Origin of the sequence: Nannocystis pusilla (genome assembly GCF_026626665.1) — a bacterium.
GTDB classification, from domain to species: Bacteria; Myxococcota_A; Polyangia; order Nannocystales; family Nannocystaceae; genus Nannocystis; species Nannocystis pusilla.
The window spans coordinates 5,780,280-5,798,392 of the sequence record NZ_JAPNKE010000002.1 but is presented as its reverse complement, the minus strand read 5'-3'; the positions used below and the strand labels follow the sequence as shown (position 1 = coordinate 5,798,392).

At 70.7% G+C, this 18,113-nt stretch carries 17 protein-coding genes; 12 read left to right on the top strand and 5 right to left on the bottom strand.

The annotated features are described in order from the left end of the window. The first annotated feature begins 136 nt into the window (after positions 1-136). On the top strand, positions 137-856 hold the full coding sequence (locus tag OV079_RS25665; protein WP_267771529.1) for a TetR/AcrR family transcriptional regulator: 720 nt from the start codon (positions 137-139) through the stop codon (positions 854-856). A 332-nt stretch (positions 857-1,188) separates the two neighbouring features. Here the strand turns inward: OV079_RS25665 and OV079_RS25660 are convergent, their stop codons facing one another. After that, positions 1,189-1,806 carry a TetR/AcrR family transcriptional regulator gene (locus OV079_RS25660; RefSeq protein WP_267771527.1) on the bottom strand — a complete coding sequence of 206 codons (618 nt, stop codon included), beginning with the start codon at positions 1,804-1,806 and terminating at the stop codon, positions 1,189-1,191. An 18-nt stretch (positions 1,807-1,824) separates the two neighbouring features. Between OV079_RS25660 and OV079_RS25655 the strand changes: the two genes are divergently transcribed. The 3 genes from OV079_RS25655 (at position 1,825) to OV079_RS25645 (ending at position 5,222) form a co-directional block, all read left to right on the top strand. Continuing rightward, positions 1,825-2,526, top strand: a complete 702-nt coding sequence (locus OV079_RS25655; RefSeq protein WP_267771526.1) for a Coq4 family protein — start codon at positions 1,825-1,827, stop codon at positions 2,524-2,526. 777 nt (positions 2,527-3,303) lie between these two features. Next, positions 3,304-4,185, top strand: a complete 882-nt coding sequence (locus tag OV079_RS25650) for an oxidoreductase (RefSeq protein ID WP_267771524.1) — start codon at positions 3,304-3,306, stop codon at positions 4,183-4,185. A gap of 8 nt (positions 4,186-4,193) precedes the next feature. Beyond that, positions 4,194-5,222 carry an AraC family transcriptional regulator gene (locus OV079_RS25645; protein ID WP_267771522.1) on the top strand — a complete coding sequence of 343 codons (1,029 nt, stop codon included), beginning with the start codon at positions 4,194-4,196 and terminating at the stop codon, positions 5,220-5,222. Between the two features lie 66 nt (positions 5,223-5,288). On the opposite strand, the gene OV079_RS25640 is transcribed toward OV079_RS25645, so the two are convergent. The 3 genes from OV079_RS25640 to OV079_RS25630 all read right to left on the bottom strand — a co-directional run bounded on the left by OV079_RS25640 (position 5,289) and on the right by OV079_RS25630 (position 9,080). Next, complete coding sequence (locus tag OV079_RS25640; protein WP_267771520.1) at positions 5,289-6,446, bottom strand: ADYC domain-containing protein; 1,158 nt, start codon at positions 6,444-6,446, stop codon at positions 5,289-5,291. Positions 6,447-7,044: 598 nt separating this feature from the next. Next, on the bottom strand, positions 7,045-8,241 hold the full coding sequence (locus tag OV079_RS25635) for an ABC transporter permease (RefSeq protein ID WP_267771518.1): 1,197 nt from the start codon (positions 8,239-8,241) through the stop codon (positions 7,045-7,047). Further along, on the bottom strand, positions 8,238-9,080 hold the full coding sequence (locus tag OV079_RS25630) for an ABC transporter ATP-binding protein (protein WP_267771517.1): 843 nt from the start codon (positions 9,078-9,080) through the stop codon (positions 8,238-8,240). Before OV079_RS25630 ends, OV079_RS25635 begins: the two co-directional genes overlap by 4 nt. 50 nt (positions 9,081-9,130) lie before the next feature. On the opposite strand from OV079_RS25630, the gene OV079_RS25625 reads away from it, so the two are divergent. From OV079_RS25625 to OV079_RS25595, 7 genes are all read left to right on the top strand, one after another. Then, on the top strand, positions 9,131-10,207 hold the full coding sequence (locus OV079_RS25625) for a caspase family protein (protein WP_267771515.1): 1,077 nt from the start codon (positions 9,131-9,133) through the stop codon (positions 10,205-10,207). After that, positions 10,204-11,280: a hypothetical protein gene (locus OV079_RS25620; RefSeq protein ID WP_267771513.1), complete on the top strand. Its 1,077-nt coding sequence runs from the start codon at positions 10,204-10,206 to the stop codon at positions 11,278-11,280. The genes OV079_RS25625 and OV079_RS25620 overlap by 4 nt, the downstream gene beginning before the upstream one ends. After that, entirely contained in the window at positions 11,280-12,143 is an 864-nt protein-coding gene (locus tag OV079_RS25615; RefSeq protein ID WP_267771512.1) for a hypothetical protein, read from the top strand. Before OV079_RS25620 ends, OV079_RS25615 begins: the two co-directional genes overlap by 1 nt. Before the next feature lie 359 nt (positions 12,144-12,502). After that, positions 12,503-13,054, top strand: coding sequence for a hypothetical protein (locus OV079_RS25610; protein WP_267771510.1), 552 nt, complete (start codon positions 12,503-12,505; stop codon positions 13,052-13,054). A 359-nt stretch (positions 13,055-13,413) separates the two neighbouring features. Then, positions 13,414-13,965, top strand: coding sequence for a hypothetical protein (locus tag OV079_RS25605; RefSeq protein ID WP_267771510.1), 552 nt, complete (start codon positions 13,414-13,416; stop codon positions 13,963-13,965). Between the two features lie 90 nt (positions 13,966-14,055). Beyond that, on the top strand, positions 14,056-14,820 hold the full coding sequence (locus OV079_RS25600) for a hypothetical protein (RefSeq protein ID WP_267771509.1): 765 nt from the start codon (positions 14,056-14,058) through the stop codon (positions 14,818-14,820). Between the two features lie 27 nt (positions 14,821-14,847). Next, on the top strand, positions 14,848-15,474 hold the full coding sequence (locus OV079_RS25595) for an SMI1/KNR4 family protein (RefSeq protein ID WP_267771507.1): 627 nt from the start codon (positions 14,848-14,850) through the stop codon (positions 15,472-15,474). 295 nt (positions 15,475-15,769) lie between these two features. On the opposite strand, the gene OV079_RS58560 is transcribed toward OV079_RS25595, so the two are convergent. Continuing rightward, complete coding sequence (locus OV079_RS58560; protein WP_420829423.1) at positions 15,770-16,417, bottom strand: MYXO-CTERM sorting domain-containing protein; 648 nt, start codon at positions 16,415-16,417, stop codon at positions 15,770-15,772. Between the two features lie 20 nt (positions 16,418-16,437). Here OV079_RS58560 and OV079_RS58555 point away from each other — a divergent pair, with 20 nt between their 5' ends. Further along, positions 16,438-17,985: a hypothetical protein gene (locus tag OV079_RS58555; RefSeq protein ID WP_420829422.1), complete on the top strand. Its 1,548-nt coding sequence runs from the start codon at positions 16,438-16,440 to the stop codon at positions 17,983-17,985. The last annotated feature ends 128 nt before the right edge of the window (positions 17,986-18,113 follow it).

Genomic DNA, 18,113 nt, shown 5'->3' with positions numbered 1-18,113 from the left:
GAAGAAACCGCCTGCGGCCGGGGTCGGCGAGGGCCAGCGGGCGAAGGCAGGCAGGCCGAAGAAGCCGCCCGCGGGCTCGGCCGACGAGGTTCGACGGGCTGAGGCGGACGGGCCGAAGAAGCGGCGGGTCGGGGAGGTGGACGAGGTCCGACGGGCCAAGGGGGCCGGTGACCGCGTCGTGCGGGCGGGGGGCGAGCGCGGGCGAGGGGCGAGCACGGGCGCTCGGGCCGGCTCGAACGCGCGGGTCGGCGAGGACGGTGACGCGGGCTCGCGGCGGCCGCGACCCGGGGCGGACGAGCGGCGGGCGGCGTTGCTCGCGGCGGCCTATGCGACGATCGGCGACCGCGGGCTCGAGGGCCTGCGCACGCGCGAGGTCGCGGCGCGGGCGGGGGTCAACATCGCCACGCTGCACTACCACTTCGGCAGCAAGGAAGATCTGGTGGTCGCGGTGATCGCCCACGTGCGCGAGCGGTTCGTCGCCGCAGGTGCCCGGGCGCGAGGCGACGGGGTGGCGGCCCACCTGGCGGCCGCGGGCGAGGTCTTCGGCGACGACCCGCAGCTCGGGCGCGTGATGCTGAAGCTGGTGTTGCGAGGCCAGCGCGACCGCGCGGCGCGGACGGCCTTCCGCTCGCTGCACGACTTCTGGGCCGGGATGGTCGAGGCGCTGCTGCGCGACGGCGTGGCCCGCGGCGAGCTGCGGCAGGACCTCGATCCGCGGGCCGGCGGGCGCGTGGTGACGTCGTTCGTGATGGGGGCGATGATCCAGCTGGGGGTGAACGCCAGGGCGTTCGAGTTCGCGGCGGTGGCCGAGGAGCTCGCGGGCTGGCTGGCGGCGCCGGCTCGACGGGCGCGGTGAGCGTTCGAGCGTCGAGTCCGCGGCGGCGGCTCACGGGGCGCCTGCGTCATCAACGACGCCGCGCTGGCCGCCCTGCCGGGACTGTTGCCGCAGCGGCCGGGCCTCGGCGGCCGAGCTCGTGCGGTAGGCGTCGTGCGGCGGGCGAGGAGCTCGCGGGCTGTTTTTCAGGCGATGCGTCGCATGGCGATTCGGACATGTTCTTGGAGACATACGAAGGGACGCACCTCCGTCGCCGGTGGCGGACTCGGCCACGAGGGCGTCGGTGAGAGTCAAGGGCGATGAAAGGGAATGTCCTTGCGGACATGTCCCAGCGGACATTTTGCCGGCAGCGCTCAGGCGCGCGGGATCAGGCCGTCGAAGACGAGCTGGAGGGCCCGGGTGGCGCGGCGGCGGCGGGCGGCGACGGAGGGGGCGTGGATCACCACGGCGGAGACCATGGCGATCACGGAGAGCACGTCGCCGGCGACCAGGTCGCGCCGGATCTGCCCGGCCGCCTGGGCCTGGCGCAGCGGGGCGGCGAGCAGGCGGATCATGCGTCGCCGCAGCGCCTCGAGGTCCGGGGCGGTGGGCCCGGTCATCAGCGCGGGGACCAGGGCGTGGCTGGCGATCTGTTGCTCGATGGTGGCCGATAGCAGGGTCGTGAAGGCGTCGGCGCGGCCGGCGTGCGCGCGGGCGAGCGCCTCGAGGGCGGCGAGGTTGTGTTCGAAGATCGCCGAGCCGAGGGCGTAGCGGTCGGGGAAGTTGCGGTAGAGCGTGGCCCGGCCGACGCCGGCGCGGCGGGCGATCGCGTCGAGCGGGACGTCGAAGCCGGACTCGGCGAACACCTCGCGGGCGGCGGCGACCAGGCGCTCGCGGTTGTCGCGGGCGTCGCGGCGGCGGGGGAGTCGTCCTGGGCGTCGGCGGCCACGGCGGGACTGTATGCCGATCCATAAATGGACACCACTGTCCACTTCTGCTACGCCAAAGACATGCAGCAGCCGTCCGCGCGCCCGCAGGAGCCCGCCGCGATCCCGAGCGTGCCGGAGGGGGCGTCCCTGGCGACGCGGATCCGCCTCGGCCTGCGGGCGCTGAACGTGCTCAAGCACGACGCCGGGCACCCGATCTACGGGCCGCTGCTCAACGTGTGCATGGACAGCGACGTGTACCGCGGGCTGGCCCGGGCCTGGCGCGGCAGCGAGGCCGGGCGCCGGCTCCTGGCCGAGCGGCCGACCCTGCAGGGGCGCGAGCTCGACCTCGAGGCGCTGGCGCGGCTGCCCGCGGGCACGCTCGGGCGCGAGTTCGTGCGCTACTTCCAGGCCAACGGCATCGAGCCGTTCGTCACCGCGTTCCCGGTCGAGAACGACCTCGACTACCTGGGCAAGCGCTACCGCGAGACGCACGACCTGTTCCACGTGATCACCGGCTACGCCACCGACGAGCTCGGCGAGATGGAGCTGCAGGCGTTCGTGCTCGGCAACCTCGGGCTGCCGTCGGCGGCGCTGGTGCTGGTGTTCTCGACCGCGCTCCGCGTCCGCCGCGACGGGGTCCGCGGGCTTGGGGCCTACTTCGCCCGCCTGCGCGCCGCGTACGGCCGCGGCCGCCGCTCGCGCGAGCTGCTCAGCGTGGCCTACGAGACGATGTGGGAGCAGCCGGTCGCGGTCCTGGCCGAGCACCTGTGCGCGCCGGCGTGAAGCCGCGGGGCGGGCAGCTCCTCGGGGGAGACCTGGTCTTCGGGCCAGCTGCGAGCGGAGTCACGGGGACCAGGGGACCTCGCGGGCGGCGAGCGCGAAGCCGCGGGTAGCAGGCATCTCGGGAGCCGTGCTGCTCACGGGTATGGTCTTGGGGACATGGCGCGGCCGCGAGGGCGCTTCGGGGCCTGTGGCATCGGCATGGTCTTCGGGACATGGCGAGGCCGCGAGGGCGCTTCGGGTCCCGTGGCATCGACATGGTCTTCGGGACGTGGCGAGGCCGCGAGGGCGCTTCGGATTTCGCAGCATCGGCCTGGTCTTCGGGACATATCGATGCCGCGAGGCGCGTCGTGGCCGGGGGCATAGGCCTGGTCTTCGGGACATGTCATGGTGAGGTCCCGCGGGCGCCTGGGGGCCCGCGGCATCGGCCTGGTCTTCGGGACATGTCCTTTCGAGGCCTCGCGGCGCTTCGGGGCCCGCGGCATCGGCTTGGTCTTCGCGAAGATGATTCGAGGCCGCGGAGCAGCGTCGCCTGATGCTGCTGGACGAGCGCGGCGATATGGCCTTTGGGACATGTCTGCTTGCGCCCGGTCCAAGGGCCGCCGGCGGGGCGCGCCCGTCCCCGAAAGCCGTCGGAACGTTGATTCCCGGCGAAATTCGCCGCTCTGGCCGGGTGGCGCGATCGGATAAAGTTCTGGCGCGATCGGATTTTCGCGCCCGGCCGGCCGGGCGCATCCTGCCTTCGTGAGCCGAACGCCGGCTCCGAAAGGCTGAGAGAAAATGTCCAAGGTCTGGCTCATCACCGGAAGTTCGCGCGGGCTCGGGTCCGAGATCGTCAAGGCCGCGCTGGCGGCGGGGCACCGCGTCGTCGCCACCGCGCGGCAGCCCGAACAGCTGCGCGCTCTGGTCGAAGCGCACCCCGAGCGGGCCCGCGCGGTCGCGCTCGACGTCACCGACCCGGGCGCGGCGCGGCGCGCGGTCGCGGCGGCGGTCGAGGCGTTCGGGCGGCTCGACGTCGTCGTCAACAACGCCGGTTACGCCAACGTCAGCTCGATCGAGGACGTGAGCGAGGCCGACTTCCGCGCCCAGTTCGAGACCAACTTCTTCGGCGCGTTCCATGTGACCCGGGCCGCCCTGCCGGTGCTGCGGGCGCAGCGGTCGGGCCACATCATTCAGGTGTCGTCGATCGGCGGGCGCAGGGGCAGCCCCGGGCTCGGGTCCTATCAATCGGCCAAGTGGGCGCTCGAGGGCTTCTCCGAGGTGCTGCACGCCGAGGTGCGCCCGCTCGGCGTCCGCGTGACGATCGTCGAGCCGGGCGGCTTCCGCACCGACTGGGCCGGCTCGTCGATGCGCTCCGACCCGATCCACGACGACTATCGCCAGACCGTCGGCGCCTTCAACGAGCGCGTGCGCCAGGGCCAGGACGGCTCGCGCGGCGATCCGGCGCGCGGCGGGCGGGTCGTCGTGCAGCTCGCCGATCTGACGGATCCGCCGCTGCGGCTGCTCCTCGGCACCGACGCGCAGTTCCTGGCCAAAATGGTGGCGACGCAGCGCGCGGCGGAGGACGAGCGGTGGGCCGCGCTCGGCGGCTCGACCGACTTCGACGGGCTGCCGCCCTTCGCCGATACGCCGGTGGCGAAGATGCTCTCGGCCGTGTCATAATGGGATCGATGGCGGACCTGGTCCCCGTCCCTGGCGTGATGCTCGAGCGGCTGGGCGCGCTCGGCCTCGACGTCGCGCAGATCCTCGCCCACGCCGGCGTCAGCCCGGCGATGCTCGGGCCGCCGCGCGGGCACCTCACCACCGCCGAGTTCTTCGCGCTGTGGCAGGCGATCGAGGCGCTGGCCGGCTCGCGCGAGCTCGGGCTGCGGCTCGGGGCCGAGGCGATGCCGCAGAAGTTCGACATCGCCTCGCTGACGGCGCTGCACTCGGCCAGCGTCGGCGAGGCGCTGGCCAAGCTCGGCAAGTACAAGCGGCTGGTGTGCCCCGAGGAGGTGACCGTCCGCGAGGTCGAGGGCGAGGCGCGGGTGCGGTTCCACTGGCTGCTGGCGGAGGGCGACCCGCCGCGGTTCCTCGTCGACGCCACGTTCGCGTCGGTGCTGGCGATGCTGCGGCGCGGCGCGAACAAGCCGGTGACGCCGCTGCGGGTCGAGCTGACGCGCCGGCGCGCCGACGCGGCGTTGCTGACGCGACACTTCGGCTGTGCGGTCCAATTCGACGCGCCGGTCGACCTGCTGGTGCTGCCGGCGGCCGCGCTCGCCGAGCCGTTCGTCACCCACAACGCCGACCTGCTGGCCCTGCTGCTGCCGGGCCTCGACGCCGAGCTGGCGGCGCAGGACCGCCGGCGCACCCTGGCCGACGACGTGCGGCTGGCGCTGTGCCGGCGCATGTGCGGCGAGCGGCCCTCGGTCGACAAGGTCGCCCGCGACCTGCGGGTCAGCTCACGCACGCTGCAGCGGCGCCTGGAGGAGGCTGGCACCAGCTATCAGCGGCTGCTCGACGAGGTGCGCGACCAGGCGGCGCGGCGGCTGCTCACGCGCACCGACCTCGACGCCAGCCAGGTCGCGTTCCTGCTCGGCTTCGAGGAGCTGAACTCGTTCACGCGCGCGTTTCAGCACTGGGCGGGGACGACGCCGATGCGCTACCGGGCCCAGGCGCGCGTCGTGAGCGCCGGGTCGGCGTGCCCGCGCCTGTGGTGATTCACGAATGACGACACCCGGCGCGTCGCCAGCGACGGCCGGGTGCGGGCTCAGAGGCGGGTATGATCAATCGTCGTGATCGTGGTAGCCCTTGCCGTGGCCCTTGCCGCAATCGTCGTCGTCGTCGTCGTCATCGTCGTCGTCGTCGTCGTCGCTCTCTTGCTTGTTGAAGGTGCTGGTGATGAGGGCGCGGTGGTTCTTCAGCGAGCCGCAGTCGTTGATGGTCTTCGGCTTGCCCTTCTTGTCGAGGAAGCAGGCCGGGTAGTGGCCCTCCGCCTTGAGCGACTGCATGCGGATGTCGTTGAGGCAGTAGGCGCCGTCCGGGGTCCACTCGGCCTCGATGAACCAATCAGTGGTCGGCGACTCGATCTGCGGCGACAGGTGGTCCCACAGGTCGATCGCGTTGCCGTTGATCGTCCACGGCTCGCCGTTGCCGCAGTAGTCGGCGCGGGCCATGCGAGTACAGGCCTGGTGGTAATCGACCAGGGACATCGGCCCGCACTTCTTCTTCTTCTCGTAGTCCTTGCAGCGGGTCGCGGACGCCCACGGGCGGTAGCCCCACAGGGTACACTTGGCCAGCACCGCGTTCTTGCAGGCGAAGGTGATGACGTTGTCGTCGTCGACGCGATCGCCGGTCTCGAGGTTCCAGTAGTTGCGCAGCGGCACGGCCGGGACCGGCAGGTTGTTCTCGTCGACGCACAGCGACTTCCACGGGCCGCCGTTCTTGGGCCGGTGGACGATATCGTAGAGGTACACGTCGGCCTGCTCCGCCGACTGGTAGATGTTGTTGAAGCGCAGGACGTAATCCTCGTAGTGGTCGACGCCGTCGATGACGGTGCCGACGTGGAGGCTCCACTCCGAACCGATGAAGTCCAGGCCGCTGACGGGGATCTGGGCGCCGTTCTTGAGGAGTTTGCCGTAGAACAGGGTGCCGTTGAGGGTGAGGCCCTGAAGGACGGGGCCCTGGAGGACGGGGCCGTTCAGCTTGATACCCTGCAGCACGGGGCCCTGCAGCACGGGGCCCTGCAGCACGGGGCCCTGCAGCACCGGGCCCTGCAGCACCGGGCCGTTGAGGATGATGCCCTGGAGGACCTGACCGTTGAGCACCGGGCCCTGCAGGACCGGCCCGTTGAGCACCGGGGCGTTGTACTCCAGCTCGCGCGCGCTCACCGCATCGGCGTCGTCGTCGGTGCCGTCATAACACGACACCCCGACACACAGCATCGAAGCCACCAGGATTACGCGATTCGAGTCCTTCATAACGCCCCTCCCATTCACCCAGCCACACTACCACGGCGGCGAGTACGCCAGGAAATGGTTTTTCGCGGTCAGCGCCGGGCGCCGTGTCTTACATATGCATAGAGTCGACCGCGCAGCCGCATGCCTGCAACATTGGCGTGATGTGAACGAAGGTTGCTCCAGCGTGGGAGAATGGCATGAGTGGGCAATTGTCCGGCGGACATATGTCCGTAGTCTCGCGCCATTGATGTGTCTCGCCAAATCACCATTCGGGGGGCGACAGGCACCATTCGCAGCGGTCTCATGCGCATTCCGGCGCCCATGACGGTCGGCCCAGCGGGGGGCAGCCCGGACCTCTCCGCCTCAAGACGCACCTTTCACGACTGGGGGTTCTTCGTATATGCCACGATTGCGCCGCGCGAACGTCGCGGCCGCAGCGAACGGAGCCGCCGGCAGCCTCGCCCCCGAGCCTCTATGTGCATACACGGACCGACCCGCTCAGGGCCCGCGCACTGCCGTTCGCGCAGGCCTTACAACGACGAATCCCCCGCCCATGCGGGCACGGGGATCTCCTTCGTGCGCCTCACGAGCGGAATACGATGTCCTCGCGAGAGAACCAGCGGGCGCACGCCGCCATGCCGCCGGCCGCCAGCAGCAGCAGCGAGGCGAACACCAGCGCGAGGTGCAGCGGGTCGGCGGTGCCGGCGATGATCTCGCGGGTCGCCAGCGAGACGTTGAGGACCGGCACCAGGGCGGTGCCGAGGCCGAGGCGCACGCCAGGGGCCAGGGCGATCGCAGCCGGGACGACGACGACGATCATCAGCGGGCTGATGACGCTCATCGCCTCCTTGTAGGAGCGGGCGTAGAGCGACAGCATCAGCAGGATCGCGGCGAAGAACACGCTGAGCGGCAGCAGCAGCGCCAGCACCAGGGCGATGGTGCCGGGCGCGAGGACGCTCTGGACGGCCGCGAGCACCGGCGCGGGGATGCCGGTGACGCTCTGGACGCTGACGTACATGCCGACGGTGGCCAGCAGCGCCGAGGTGAAGCCGGTGAGGGTGACGACCGCGAACTTGCCGAAGGCGATCTGCAGGCGGCTGGCCGGCGACGACAGCAGGGTCTCGAGCGTGCCGCGCTCCTTCTCGCCGGCGGCCAGGTCGATGGCCGGGTACATGCCGCCGGTGAAGCAGAAGATGATGAACATGTACGGCAGGAGGCCGCCGAGCAGCTTGCCGAACAGCTCGCGTGAGCTGACGACGTCGGTGCGCTGGATGTCGAGCGGGTCGATCGAGCGCGGCTCGATGCCAAGGCCGCGCAGGCGCTCGTCGAGCAGCTTCTGCTCGAAGCGCCCGAGCGCCTGCTCGAGCCGCGTGCGCGGGATGTCGAAGTCGTCGCTCGACTTGTGCAAGAGCTGCAGCGGCGCCGGCTGGTGCGCGGCCAGGGCGGCGCCGTAGCCGGCGGGGACGACGATCGCCGCGTCGAGCTCCTCGGTGCGGACGCGCTCGGGCAGGGCGGTGACGTCCTGGACCTCGGAGATCTCCAGACCTGGCTCATGGCGCAGGTAGTCGGCCAGGCCGGAGCTCGCCTCGGCGTCGGCGACGGCGACCGCGAGCGTCTTGTCGCGCGCCTCGGCGGCCCGCGACTGCGAGAACTTGGCCATCCCCACCATCAGCAGCGGGAACAGCAGCAGCGGCACGACGACCATCGCCACCAGCGTGCGGCGGTCGCGGAGGGTGTCGCGCAGCTCCTTGCGGAAGACGACCCAGGCCGGCGAGCTCATGTCCGCACCCCCTCGGCGGCGTCGATGAGCCGCACGAATTCGTCCTCGAGCGTGCGCCGCTGGCCGCGCTCGTCGACGGCGCGGGCCAGGACCTCCTCGAGGCCGCCCATCGCCAGGACGCGGCCGCGGTGGAACACCGCCAGGTCGTCGGCCAGCATCGTCACCTCGCTCATGATGTGGGTCGAGAACAGGACCGTCTTGCCCTGGGCGCGGCAGTCCTGGATGAGCTGGATGATCGCCCGCGCGGCGATGACGTCGAGGCCGGAGGTGGCCTCGTCGAACACCACCACCTCGGGGTCGTGGATGATGGTGCGGGCGATCGCGACCTTCTGCTTCATGCCGGTCGACAGCTGCCCCGCGCGCCGGCCGGCGTAGGCGTCGATGCCGAGCGCGCCGAACAGGGCGTCGCGCCGCCGCTTGTAGTCGGCCGCCCCGACGCCGTGCAGGTCGGCGGCGTAACGCACGTTCTCCTCGGCGGTCAGGCGCTCGTAAAGCTTGGTCGAGCCGGTGAGGAAGCCGAGCTTGCGGCGGGCGGCGACGGGGTCGGCGAGGGCGTCGACGCCCGCGATCGAGATCCGCCCGCCGTCCGGGCGGAGCAGGGTGGCGATCATGCGCAAGACCGTGGTCTTGCCGGCGCCGTTCGGCCCGAGGAGCGCGAATACGCGTCCCGGCGAGCAGCGAAAGCTGGCCCCGGCGACCGCCTGGAGGCTCGACGCGTTCGCGGCTCCAGGAGCGGTGGCCGGAGTCTCGCCGGGAGCGGGAGACCCCGCGGCTGCCAGCTCGCGCCGTTGCTGGCGCGAGATCGGGAAGGATTTGGTGAGATCGACGACTTCGATCATCCGGGGGGCTCGTTGACTGTAGCAGCGGCGCACGGATATGGATACTCCCCGTGTCGCGTCGCATCGTTTTACCCCTCGCCGCGCTGCTCCTGACGCCGGCCTGCAAACAACAGCAGATCGCCACCGCCACCCCGATCGACGAGCTCCCCCCGCTCATCATCCCGTCCGAACTGCGCGTCGACGCCGGTGCGATGGGCTCCGGCGGCGGCGAGGCGCAGGTCGCAAGCAACGACTATCGCGACGACCGCGGCTCGGGCGGCTCCGACTGGCGGTCGACCGCCGACTCGCCCAGCCAGCGGAACGGCGGCGGTGGCGGCGGCGGCGGCAAGGCGAGCGGCGGCGCGATGGTGTCGGCGTCGCCCCAGCCGACCGCGTACGCGCTGATCGTCGGCATCGAGAAGTACCGCGACGTGACGCCCGCAGGCGGCGCCCGCTCGGACGCCGAGAAGTTCGCCGAGCTGGCCCGGGTCACCCTCGGCGTGCCCGAGGACAACATCAAGCTGCTGCTCGACGACCGCGCCAGCCGGACCGACATCGCCAAGCAGATGCGCTGGCTGCAGGCCAACGTGCCGAGCGGCGGCCGCGTGTACTTCTACTTCAGCGGCCACGGGGCGCCCGAGCCGACGTCCGGGGTCAGCTACATCGTGCCGTTCGACGGCGACCCGCAGTACCTGAAGGACACGGCGATCCCGATGACCGAGGTGCTGGGCGACCTCGAGAAGACGAAGGCGAAGGACGTGCTGGCGCTGGCCGACTCGTGCTTCTCCGGCGCCGGCGGCCGTTCGGTCCTGGCCCCGGGGACACGTCCGCTGGTGCGCGTCGAGGACGTGAAGCCGCAGACCCGCGTGGCGATGCTGTCGGCCTCGTCGGGCGCCGAGATCTCCGGGCCCGCCGCCGACGGCTCCGGCGGGCTGTTTTCAAAGTACCTGATCGAGGCGATCGGCAGCGGCCAGGGCGACATCAACGGCGACGGCCAGATCTCGCTCAAGGAGCTGGCGGAGTGGATCGGGCCCCGCGTCAAGCGCGAGGCCAAGAAGGCCAACCGCGAGCAGACGCCGCACCTGACGCTGGGCAAGAAGCTCAGCGCCGCCGACGAGTTCATCGTCTCCTGGGGGTACTCGCGATGAGCCGCGCCGCGCTGCTGACCGTGACTGTACTTTGGGTCATGTCCCTCGGGGCATGTACGAAGCAGGGCTTCCTCGCCGCGCCCAAGGCCGACGGCGACGTGGCCGAGAAGATCGGCGGGTTCTCGTCCGACACCCACTTCCTGCTCGAGCCGACCGGTGACGCCGAGAACCTGCTCGGCCGCCAGGTGCGGGTGACCTCCGCGGGGGCGTGGACGATCGCCGACGAGCGCGCGCCCGGCTGCGAGGTGCGCGTCAAGGAGTCGTCGTCGAGCTACAAGAAGAAGTACCGCGTGGGCCTCGGCGACCTCACCGCGTTCGCCGGCGGCTACAAGGACATGCTGAAGCTCGAGGCCCGCTACGGCCGCTCGGTCGAGGCGGAGTACGAGATCCAGAACGTCAAGACGCTGACCGCCGACACCGAGGGGCCGTGCGGCGAGGTGATCGTGAAGTCGGTCCGCGTCGGCTCGGGCTTCCGCAAGCTGGTCCGCGCGGCCGAAGGCGCGGCGAAGGGCCGCGTGGGCAAGGGCGGGATCGGCGTCGAGGGCGGCCGCGAGGCGGCGACCGAGGCGCTCGACAGCATGGAGTGGGGCGACCCGCAGGCCTATGCGTTCAGCTACGACCGCGCGGCGCAGCAGAAGCAGTTCGACTTCTGGGTGAAGATGCCGGAGAAGCTGGTCGACGGCGAGCGGGTCTCGTTCGAGTTCTCCGCCAACGAGACGGCGTACCTGATCGCCATCGTGCTCGAAGAGACGGGCGTCGGCGGGGTGCTGTACCCGAGCGACTCGGTGCCCCTGCCGACGGTGAAGGGCAAGAGCAACGTGGTGCTGCCGAGCCCCGACGAAAAGGGGCTCAAGGCCGAGCTCCGCGATCCGAAGACGGCCGCCCGCGAGACCCTGGTGGTCTACGCGTTCACGCACCGCGAAGACTTCGACCGCTTCAAGCCGGCGGCGATGGACGCGGGCGAAGGCCTGGCCTACGCCGAAAAGCTCGAGAAGGCGCTGTCCCAGGTGCCCATCTCCCGCTGGTCGCGGGTGACGAAGTCGTACGAGATCGTGCCGAAGGATGGCGAGTGATGCTGCTGCTGCAGGTACAAAAGGACATGTTCCGCGAGACAGGACGCAAGCTGGGCCGCGCGGCGGTGGCGACGATCTGCGCGACGACGCTGGCGATGCCGTCGGTGGCGATGGCGACGGAGCCGGAAGGGCCGCAGCCGTCGACGGCCGAGACCTCGGAGGAGCTGAATTCGCAGGCGCAAAAGCACGCGGCCAAGGCGATCGAACATTTTAATAATGGGGCGTTCGTCGACTCGGAGGAGGAGTTCCGCCGGGTGGCCTTCTTCGCGCCGAACTGGCGGCCGTTGCATTTCAATTTGGCGGTGCTCGCGGAGGCGCAGGGGAAGCTCGGGACGGCCGTCAGCGAGTACAAGGAGTTCCGGCCGCACGGGTCGCCCGACGAGCAGCTGGTCGTCGATCAGCGGCTCGATGAGCTGGGGCGGCGGAAGATGAAGATCTCGGGGGCGTACAAGCGGCAGATCGCGCTGAGCGCGACGACGATGACGCTCGGGCTCGGCAGCATCGGCGGGGCGGCGGCGTTGTTCGCGATCATGGTTCGCAACAGCAACCGGGCTGAGGAATACAGCAACGCGGCCGATCAAGCCGAGGCGATGATCCCAGACTATGAGAGCAGCCCCGACTACCAGACTGCATTGCAGCAACAGGCGGACGATTTTCGGGCGGAGGCAACCGACCTGACCAAGCGCCGGACCGGAATGCTCTACGGCGGCGTCTACCTGGCGATCTTCGGGCTCTTGTTGACGGCGTACTCGATCATCCCGCTGCGCAACGCCATCAAGTCGAAGCGGCAGCTCGACGGCATCAACCTCGGAAAAACTCGCCTCAAGTGGAACGGCGGGGCCGGGGTTACGCTCCGCTTCTGACCTTCGGGACATGGCGTGCAGGACATGATGCAGAGGGAAGCCGGCTTGCAGACCGCCCTGCGCGCCTCCGGAGCGAGAACGCCTTCAGGCATGTTCCTCAGGACATGTCGACGCTTCGGTCGCGCGCTCGTGGCGGGCGCGTGCGCGGCGTCGCTGGCGCTACCGGCGACGGTCCGCGCGGCCGAGCCGGAGGGGCCGGCGCCGTTGACTGGGGAGACGTCGGAGGAGCTGAACCCTCAGGCCCAGAAGCACGCGGCCAAGGCCGTCGACCATTTTAATAAGGGCAACTACGTCGACGCGGAGGAGGAGTTCCGCCGGGTGGCCTTCTTCGCGCCGAACTGGCGGCCGTTGCATTTCAATTGGCGGTGCTCGCGGAGGCGCAGGGGAAGCTCGGGACGGCCGTCAGCGAGTACAAGGAGTTCCGGCCGCACGGGTCGCCCGACGAGCAGCTGGTCGTCGATCAGCGGCTCGATGAGCTGGGGCGGCGGAAGATGAAGATCTCGGGGGCGTACAAGCGGCAGATCGCGCTGAGCGCGACGACGATGACGCTCGGGCTCGGCAGCATCGGCGGGGCGGCGGCGCTGTTCGCCATCATGGTTCGCAACAGCAACCGGGCTGAGGAATACAGCGACGCTGCTGACCAGGCCGATAGCCTGTACAACACGACCATGAATCCCGTTTATCAGACGGAAGCGGCCGAATTCCGTGCGGAGGCCGCTTCATTGACCAAGCGCCGAACCGGAATGCTCTACGGCGGCGTCTATCTGGCGATCTTCGGGCTCCTGTTGACCGCGTACTCGATCATCCCGCTGCGCAACGCCGTCAAGTCGAAGCGGCAGCTCGACGGCATCAATTTGGGCAAAACTCGCCTCAAGTGGAACGGCGGGGCCGGGGTCACGCTCCGCTTCTGACCTTCGGGACATGGCGTGCAGGACATGATGCAGAGGGAAGCCGGCTTGCAGACCGCCCTGCGCGCCTCCGGAGCGAGAACGCCTTCAGGCATGTTCCTCAGGACATGTCGACGCTTCGGTCGCGCGCTCGTGGCGGGCGCGTGCGCGGCGTCGCTGGCGCTGCCGGCGACGGTCCGCGCGGCCGAGCCGGAGGGGCCGGCGCCGTTGACTGGGGAGACGTCGGAGGAGCTGAACCCTCAGGCCCAGAAGCACGCGGCCAAGGCCGTCGACCATTTTAATAAGGGCAACTACGTCGACGCGGAGGAGGAGTTCCGCCGGGTGGCCTTCTTCGCGCCGAACTGGCGGCCGTTGCATTTCAATTGGCGGTGCTCGCGGAGGCGCAGGGGAAGCTCGGGACGGCCGTCAGCGAGTACAAGGAGTTCCGGCCGCACGGGTCGCCCGACGAGCAGCTGGTCGTCGATCAGCGGCTCGATGAGCTGGGGCGGCGGAAGATGAAGATCTCGGGGGCGTACAAGCGGCAGATCGCGCTGAGCGCGACGACGATGACGCTCGGGCTCGGCAGCATCGGCGGGGCGGCGGCGCTGTTCGCCATCATGGTTCGCAACAGCAACCGGGCTGAGGAATACAGCGACGCTGCTGACCAGGCCGATAGCCTGTACAACACGACCATGAATCCCGTTTATCAGACGGAAGCGGCCGAATTCCGTGCGGAGGCCGCTTCATTGACCAAGCGCCGAACCGGAATGCTCTACGGCGGCGTCTATCTGGCGATCTTCGGGCTCCTGTTGACCGCGTACTCGATCATCCCGCTGCGCAACGCCGTCAAGTCGAAGCGGCAGCTCGACGGCATCAATTTGGGCAAAACTCGCCTCAAGTGGAACGGCGGGGCCGGGGTCACGCTCCGCTTCTGACCTTCGGGACATGGCGTGCAGGACATGATGCAGAGGGAAGCCGGCTTGCAGACCGCCCTGCGCGCCTCCGGAGCGAGAACGCCTTCAGGCATGTTCCTCAGGACATGTCGACGCTTCGGTCGCGCGCTCGTGGCGGGCGCGTGCGCGGCGTCGCTGGCGCTGCCGGCGACGGTCCGCGCGGCCGAGCCGGAGGGGCCGGCGCCGTCGACCGCGGAGACGTCGGAGGAGCTGAACCCTCAGGCCCAGAAGCACGCGGCCAAGGCCGTCGACCATTTTAATAAGGGCAACTACGTCGACGCGGAGGAGGAGTTCCGCCGCGTCGCCTTCTACGCGCCGAACTGGCGGCCGATGCACTACAACCTGGCCGTGCTGGCCGAGGCGCAGGGCAAGCTCGCCACCGCCGTCAGCGAGTACCAGGCGTTCCGGCCGCACGGGTCGCCGGACGAGCAGCTGGTGGTCGATCAACGGATCGACGAGCTCGGCCGGCGGCGCGCGCGGATCGCCGGCGCCTACAAGCGGCAGCTCGGGTACGGCGCGGGGGTGCTGACGTTGGGTCTCGGGGGCCTCGGCGGCGGCGTGGCGATGATCGTCGTCCACGTCCAGCGCAAGGAGGCGTACGAGGAGGCGCAGGCCTGGAACGCGGCGGGAAACCAGCCCATGATGGAGGAGAAGAAGCCGAGCGGCGCGCTGGTCGCCGGCGGCTACTGGATCGGCCTGTTCGGCTTCATCATGACCGGCGTCGGCGTCGGCCTGCTGGTCCAGGCGGTCAAGTCCAAGCGCAAGCTCGACAGCATCGCCGTCGGCAAGGGGCGCCTGCAGTGGACCGGCGGCGCCGGGGTGCGGCTGCGCTTCTGACGAGCTCCGCCGAAGATCCGACAGAACATGGCGGGCAGGACAGGTCCGAAGGGAAAGGGCGTCAAGGACATGGCGCGAAAGACAGGTTCCAAGGGGAAGGGCGGCGACGACGACCTCGACGCGCTCGTGTACGGGCTGATCGCCGCGGCGGCCGAGCGCGACCTCGGGGCCGTCTACGGCGCGGCGCCGGCGGCCGCGCTCGACGAGCTGGCGGCGGCGCTGCGGCCGGCGGTCGAGTTCGTGCCGCCGCCGAGCTGGCGCGCGTTCATGGCGGCGTTCGGCTCGCTGCGGGTGCTCGACGCGGCCGGCGAGGTGGTGGACCTGTGCGTGTACACGCCGCGCGAGGCGGCCGCGCACACGCGCGAGCACGTGCGCGTCGGCCCGGAGGTGCGGTGGGTCGACGACGACGGCAGCGAGCACGCGATCACGACCGACCATCTGGTCGCGTTCGCCGACGCCGGCGGCGGCGGGCACTGGTGCTTCGACACCAGCGCGCCCGGCCCCGAGTACCCGGTGTGCTGCCATCACCCCGAGGAGCCGCTGTTCGCCCGCAAGCGCGAGGGCGGCGGGCGAGTGTCGACGGAGGCCCACGAGCACCCGGACTTCACCGCGTGGCTGCGCGGCGAGATCGGCGAGTTCATGGCGCGCTCGTAGCCAGATTCCGACGAGGTTGAGTCACCGGGAGCGCGACATTCCCTCGAGCTGGGCGAGGTCGACAAGGAGCGACTGGGCGAGCTGCATGCTCTCCGCGAGCTGCTCGCTGACGGCCGCGCTCGCTTCGTAGTCGGCGTAGTCGGCGGTTGCGGAGGCGTCTGCCGTTCTTGCCGATCCGCGTCTCCAGCCGCGTGCGCCCGGGGATGGGTCGCGCCGGGTCGAACCACTGCCATCGCAGTCGGTCGCGGAGCGCTTGGCTCGTATGCTCGGGAACCTCGATGCGTGGCGCGAGGTGTCAGATTCGGCGGCGACGGCGAAGTAGGGCGGCGAGCGCGAGCAGCAGCGCGGGGTTGAGAGTGCGGGGGCCGTCGCTCGTGCAGCTGCAACCTTCGGGCGGATCGGAGCCGCCGGTGCCGGCGGGATCGGTGGTGGAGGTGCTGCTGCCGGTGCTCGTGCCCGACGTTTCGCCGGGGCCCTGCGTGGTGGAGGGGCCGTCGCTCGTCGGGACGAGGGTGGTCGAGGTCGACGTCGTCGAAGTCGTCGTGGTCGGGTCGAGGGTGGTGGTCGAGGTCGAGGTGAGCGCGTCGGTGGTCGAGGTCGAGGTCGCGTCGGTGGTCGAGGTCGAGGTCGCGTCGGTCGTCGTGTCGCTCGTGGTCGAGGTGTCTTCGCCGGTGGTGGTGGTCTCGTCGCCGGTGGTCTCGTCCGGCGGCTCGAGGAAGCAGTTGGGCTTGCAGCCGTCGCCCTCGCCGCCGTTGCCGTCGTCACACTGCTCGTCGGGGTCGACGATGCCGTCGCCGCAGCGGCTCTGGGCGACGCACACGCGGGTGTCGCAGCACGGGTCGGCGGGCAGGGGGTCGGCGATCGCCGCGAGCGCGAGCTCGAGCTGCGTCTGGTTCTTGGCGTTGAGGTGCGGGAGGAGCCCGCCCGAGCCCCAGCTCGCCATGGCCGCGAGCTGGGCCTGGGTTGCGGGGTGCCGACGATGTCGCCGAAGCCGATCACGCGGGTGGTGACGCCGGCGGCGTGCATCGCCGCGAGCGGGGCCTGGACCGCGGCGTCGCTCGAGTTGTAGGCGCCGTCGACGATGACGACGTTGATGAACGGCGTCGCGTCGGCGCACGGCATGGCCGCGTCGTCGGCCAGGCAGGCGGCCTTGTAGGCGGTGAAGTGGTCGTGCACGAGCTGCAGGCCGAGGTGCAGATGCGTGCCGGAGCCGGTACATGCCTGGGGGTTGTTGGGGAACAGGTCGCAGCGCGGCATGTGACTGACGACCGACTCGGCGAACGGCGGGTCGGCCTGGTCGCCTGTCTTGAAGGTCCAGGTGAGCGGCGGGCCGCCCCATGGATCGGTGCAACCGGGCGGCTCGCACGAGGTCTCGGGATCGAGGGCCCAGTCGAATTGAGGCCGGTGACACAGGCCGTAGTCGACGAGCAGCTTCTGCTCGCCGGGGGCGGGCTCGTGGTGGCCGAACACTGCCAGGCCGAACAGGGTGAAGTGCTCGCGCGTGCTGGCGAGGGCGGGTCGCTCGAAGAGCGGCATGGAGAAGCCGCTCAGAGCGTCGCGCACCTGGTCCCAGCCAGTCGCGCCCATCGGTCCGGCCTGGGTGCCGCCGTTGATGTTGAGCATCGACGAGGAGGCGTCGAGCAGGACCATCGCCCGCGCCATCGCCGGGCTGCACCGCGGCAGCCGCACGTCGGTCGAGAAGTCGTCGACGACCGCCCCGAGCGCGTTCCGCAGGCCCGTCGGGTAGAGGCCGAGGCGCGCGGGACCGGTGCCGCCGGCGACGCCGATCGCGTCGGCCCAGGGCTCGTCGGCCGCCTCGCCGAGCGCGAGCACGTATGTCCGAACGGACATATTATTAAAAATGTCGGCGGCGACGAGGGCGGGGTCGGCGGTGGCGGGGGCCAGCGGCGTGGTGCCGGACGGATCGGTCCAGGGGCCGTCGGTGACGAGCACGATCGCCGCGTCGCGGGTGTCGAGGTCGAGCGGGTGGTCGGCGGCGGTCTGCTGCAGGTAGGCCTGCGCCCGCGCGAGCGCGCCGCCGGTCCACGACTCGATGCCGTCCAGCTGGCCGCCGAGGGGCGACTGCACGGCGAGGAGCGCGTCCTTCACCGCGTCGCCGTTGCACTGCAGGTAGGCCTTGTCGGGCGCGAGCGGATCGTAAACGCCGAGGTCGAGGTGCTGGCCGTCGAGGAGGCCGGAGGCGTCGCCTGCGATCGCGGTGCCGGGAGCGCCCGGGTCGGGGTCGTGGCCGAAGCGCAGCACGCCGATCTGCAGCTGGTCCGCGAGCAGGTCCTCGTCGGCCTCGAGGGTGTCGACGAGCGCGTCGACGGCGGCCTCCCAGCGGGTCTGGTTGCCGCTGAACGGGCTGTTCATCGAGGTCGAGTAGTCGAGGACGAACAGGAGGAGCGGCTTTTTCACGGCGCAGGTGGCCTCGTCGACGCAGGCCGCGGCGGCGGGCGGCGGCGCCGAAGACGGTCAGGCCGGCCGCGAGCACGGCGGGGCAGAGGTTGAACAGCGGCGAAGCCTTGAGCGTACGGGCAGGTCGCATCGGCGAGTCTCCAACTACGGCGAGTCAGCTCTCAGGAGAACAGGACGACGAGGCGATGTCCAGGCGAGGGCGGGGGCGCGGCTGCGGCCGT

What these genes read in the sequence shown, in the direction of transcription:
- OV079_RS25655 (WP_267771526.1), top strand. Translation starts at nt 1,825, where the DNA reads ATGCAGCAGCCGTCCGCGCGCCCGCAGGAGCCCGCCGCGATCCCGAGC.
- OV079_RS25650 (WP_267771524.1), top strand. Translation starts at nt 3,304, where the DNA reads ATGTCCAAGGTCTGGCTCATCACCGGAAGTTCGCGCGGGCTCGGGTCC.
- OV079_RS25645 (WP_267771522.1), top strand. Translation starts at nt 4,194, where the DNA reads ATGGCGGACCTGGTCCCCGTCCCTGGCGTGATGCTCGAGCGGCTGGGC.
- OV079_RS25640 (WP_267771520.1), bottom strand. Translation starts at nt 6,446, where the DNA reads ATGCTGTGTGTCGGGGTGTCGTGTTATGACGGCACCGACGACGACGCC.
- OV079_RS25635 (WP_267771518.1), bottom strand. Translation starts at nt 8,241, where the DNA reads ATGAGCTCGCCGGCCTGGGTCGTCTTCCGCAAGGAGCTGCGCGACACC.
- OV079_RS25630 (WP_267771517.1), bottom strand. Translation starts at nt 9,080, where the DNA reads ATGATCGAAGTCGTCGATCTCACCAAATCCTTCCCGATCTCGCGCCAG.
- OV079_RS25620 (WP_267771513.1), top strand. Translation starts at nt 10,204, where the DNA reads ATGAGCCGCGCCGCGCTGCTGACCGTGACTGTACTTTGGGTCATGTCC.
- OV079_RS25615 (WP_267771512.1), top strand. Translation starts at nt 11,280, where the DNA reads ATGCTGCTGCTGCAGGTACAAAAGGACATGTTCCGCGAGACAGGACGC.
- OV079_RS25600 (WP_267771509.1), top strand. Translation starts at nt 14,056, where the DNA reads ATGTTCCTCAGGACATGTCGACGCTTCGGTCGCGCGCTCGTGGCGGGC.
- OV079_RS25595 (WP_267771507.1), top strand. Translation starts at nt 14,848, where the DNA reads ATGGCGGGCAGGACAGGTCCGAAGGGAAAGGGCGTCAAGGACATGGCG.
- OV079_RS58560 (WP_420829423.1), bottom strand. Translation starts at nt 16,417, where the DNA reads ATGGCGAGCTGGGGCTCGGGCGGGCTCCTCCCGCACCTCAACGCCAAG.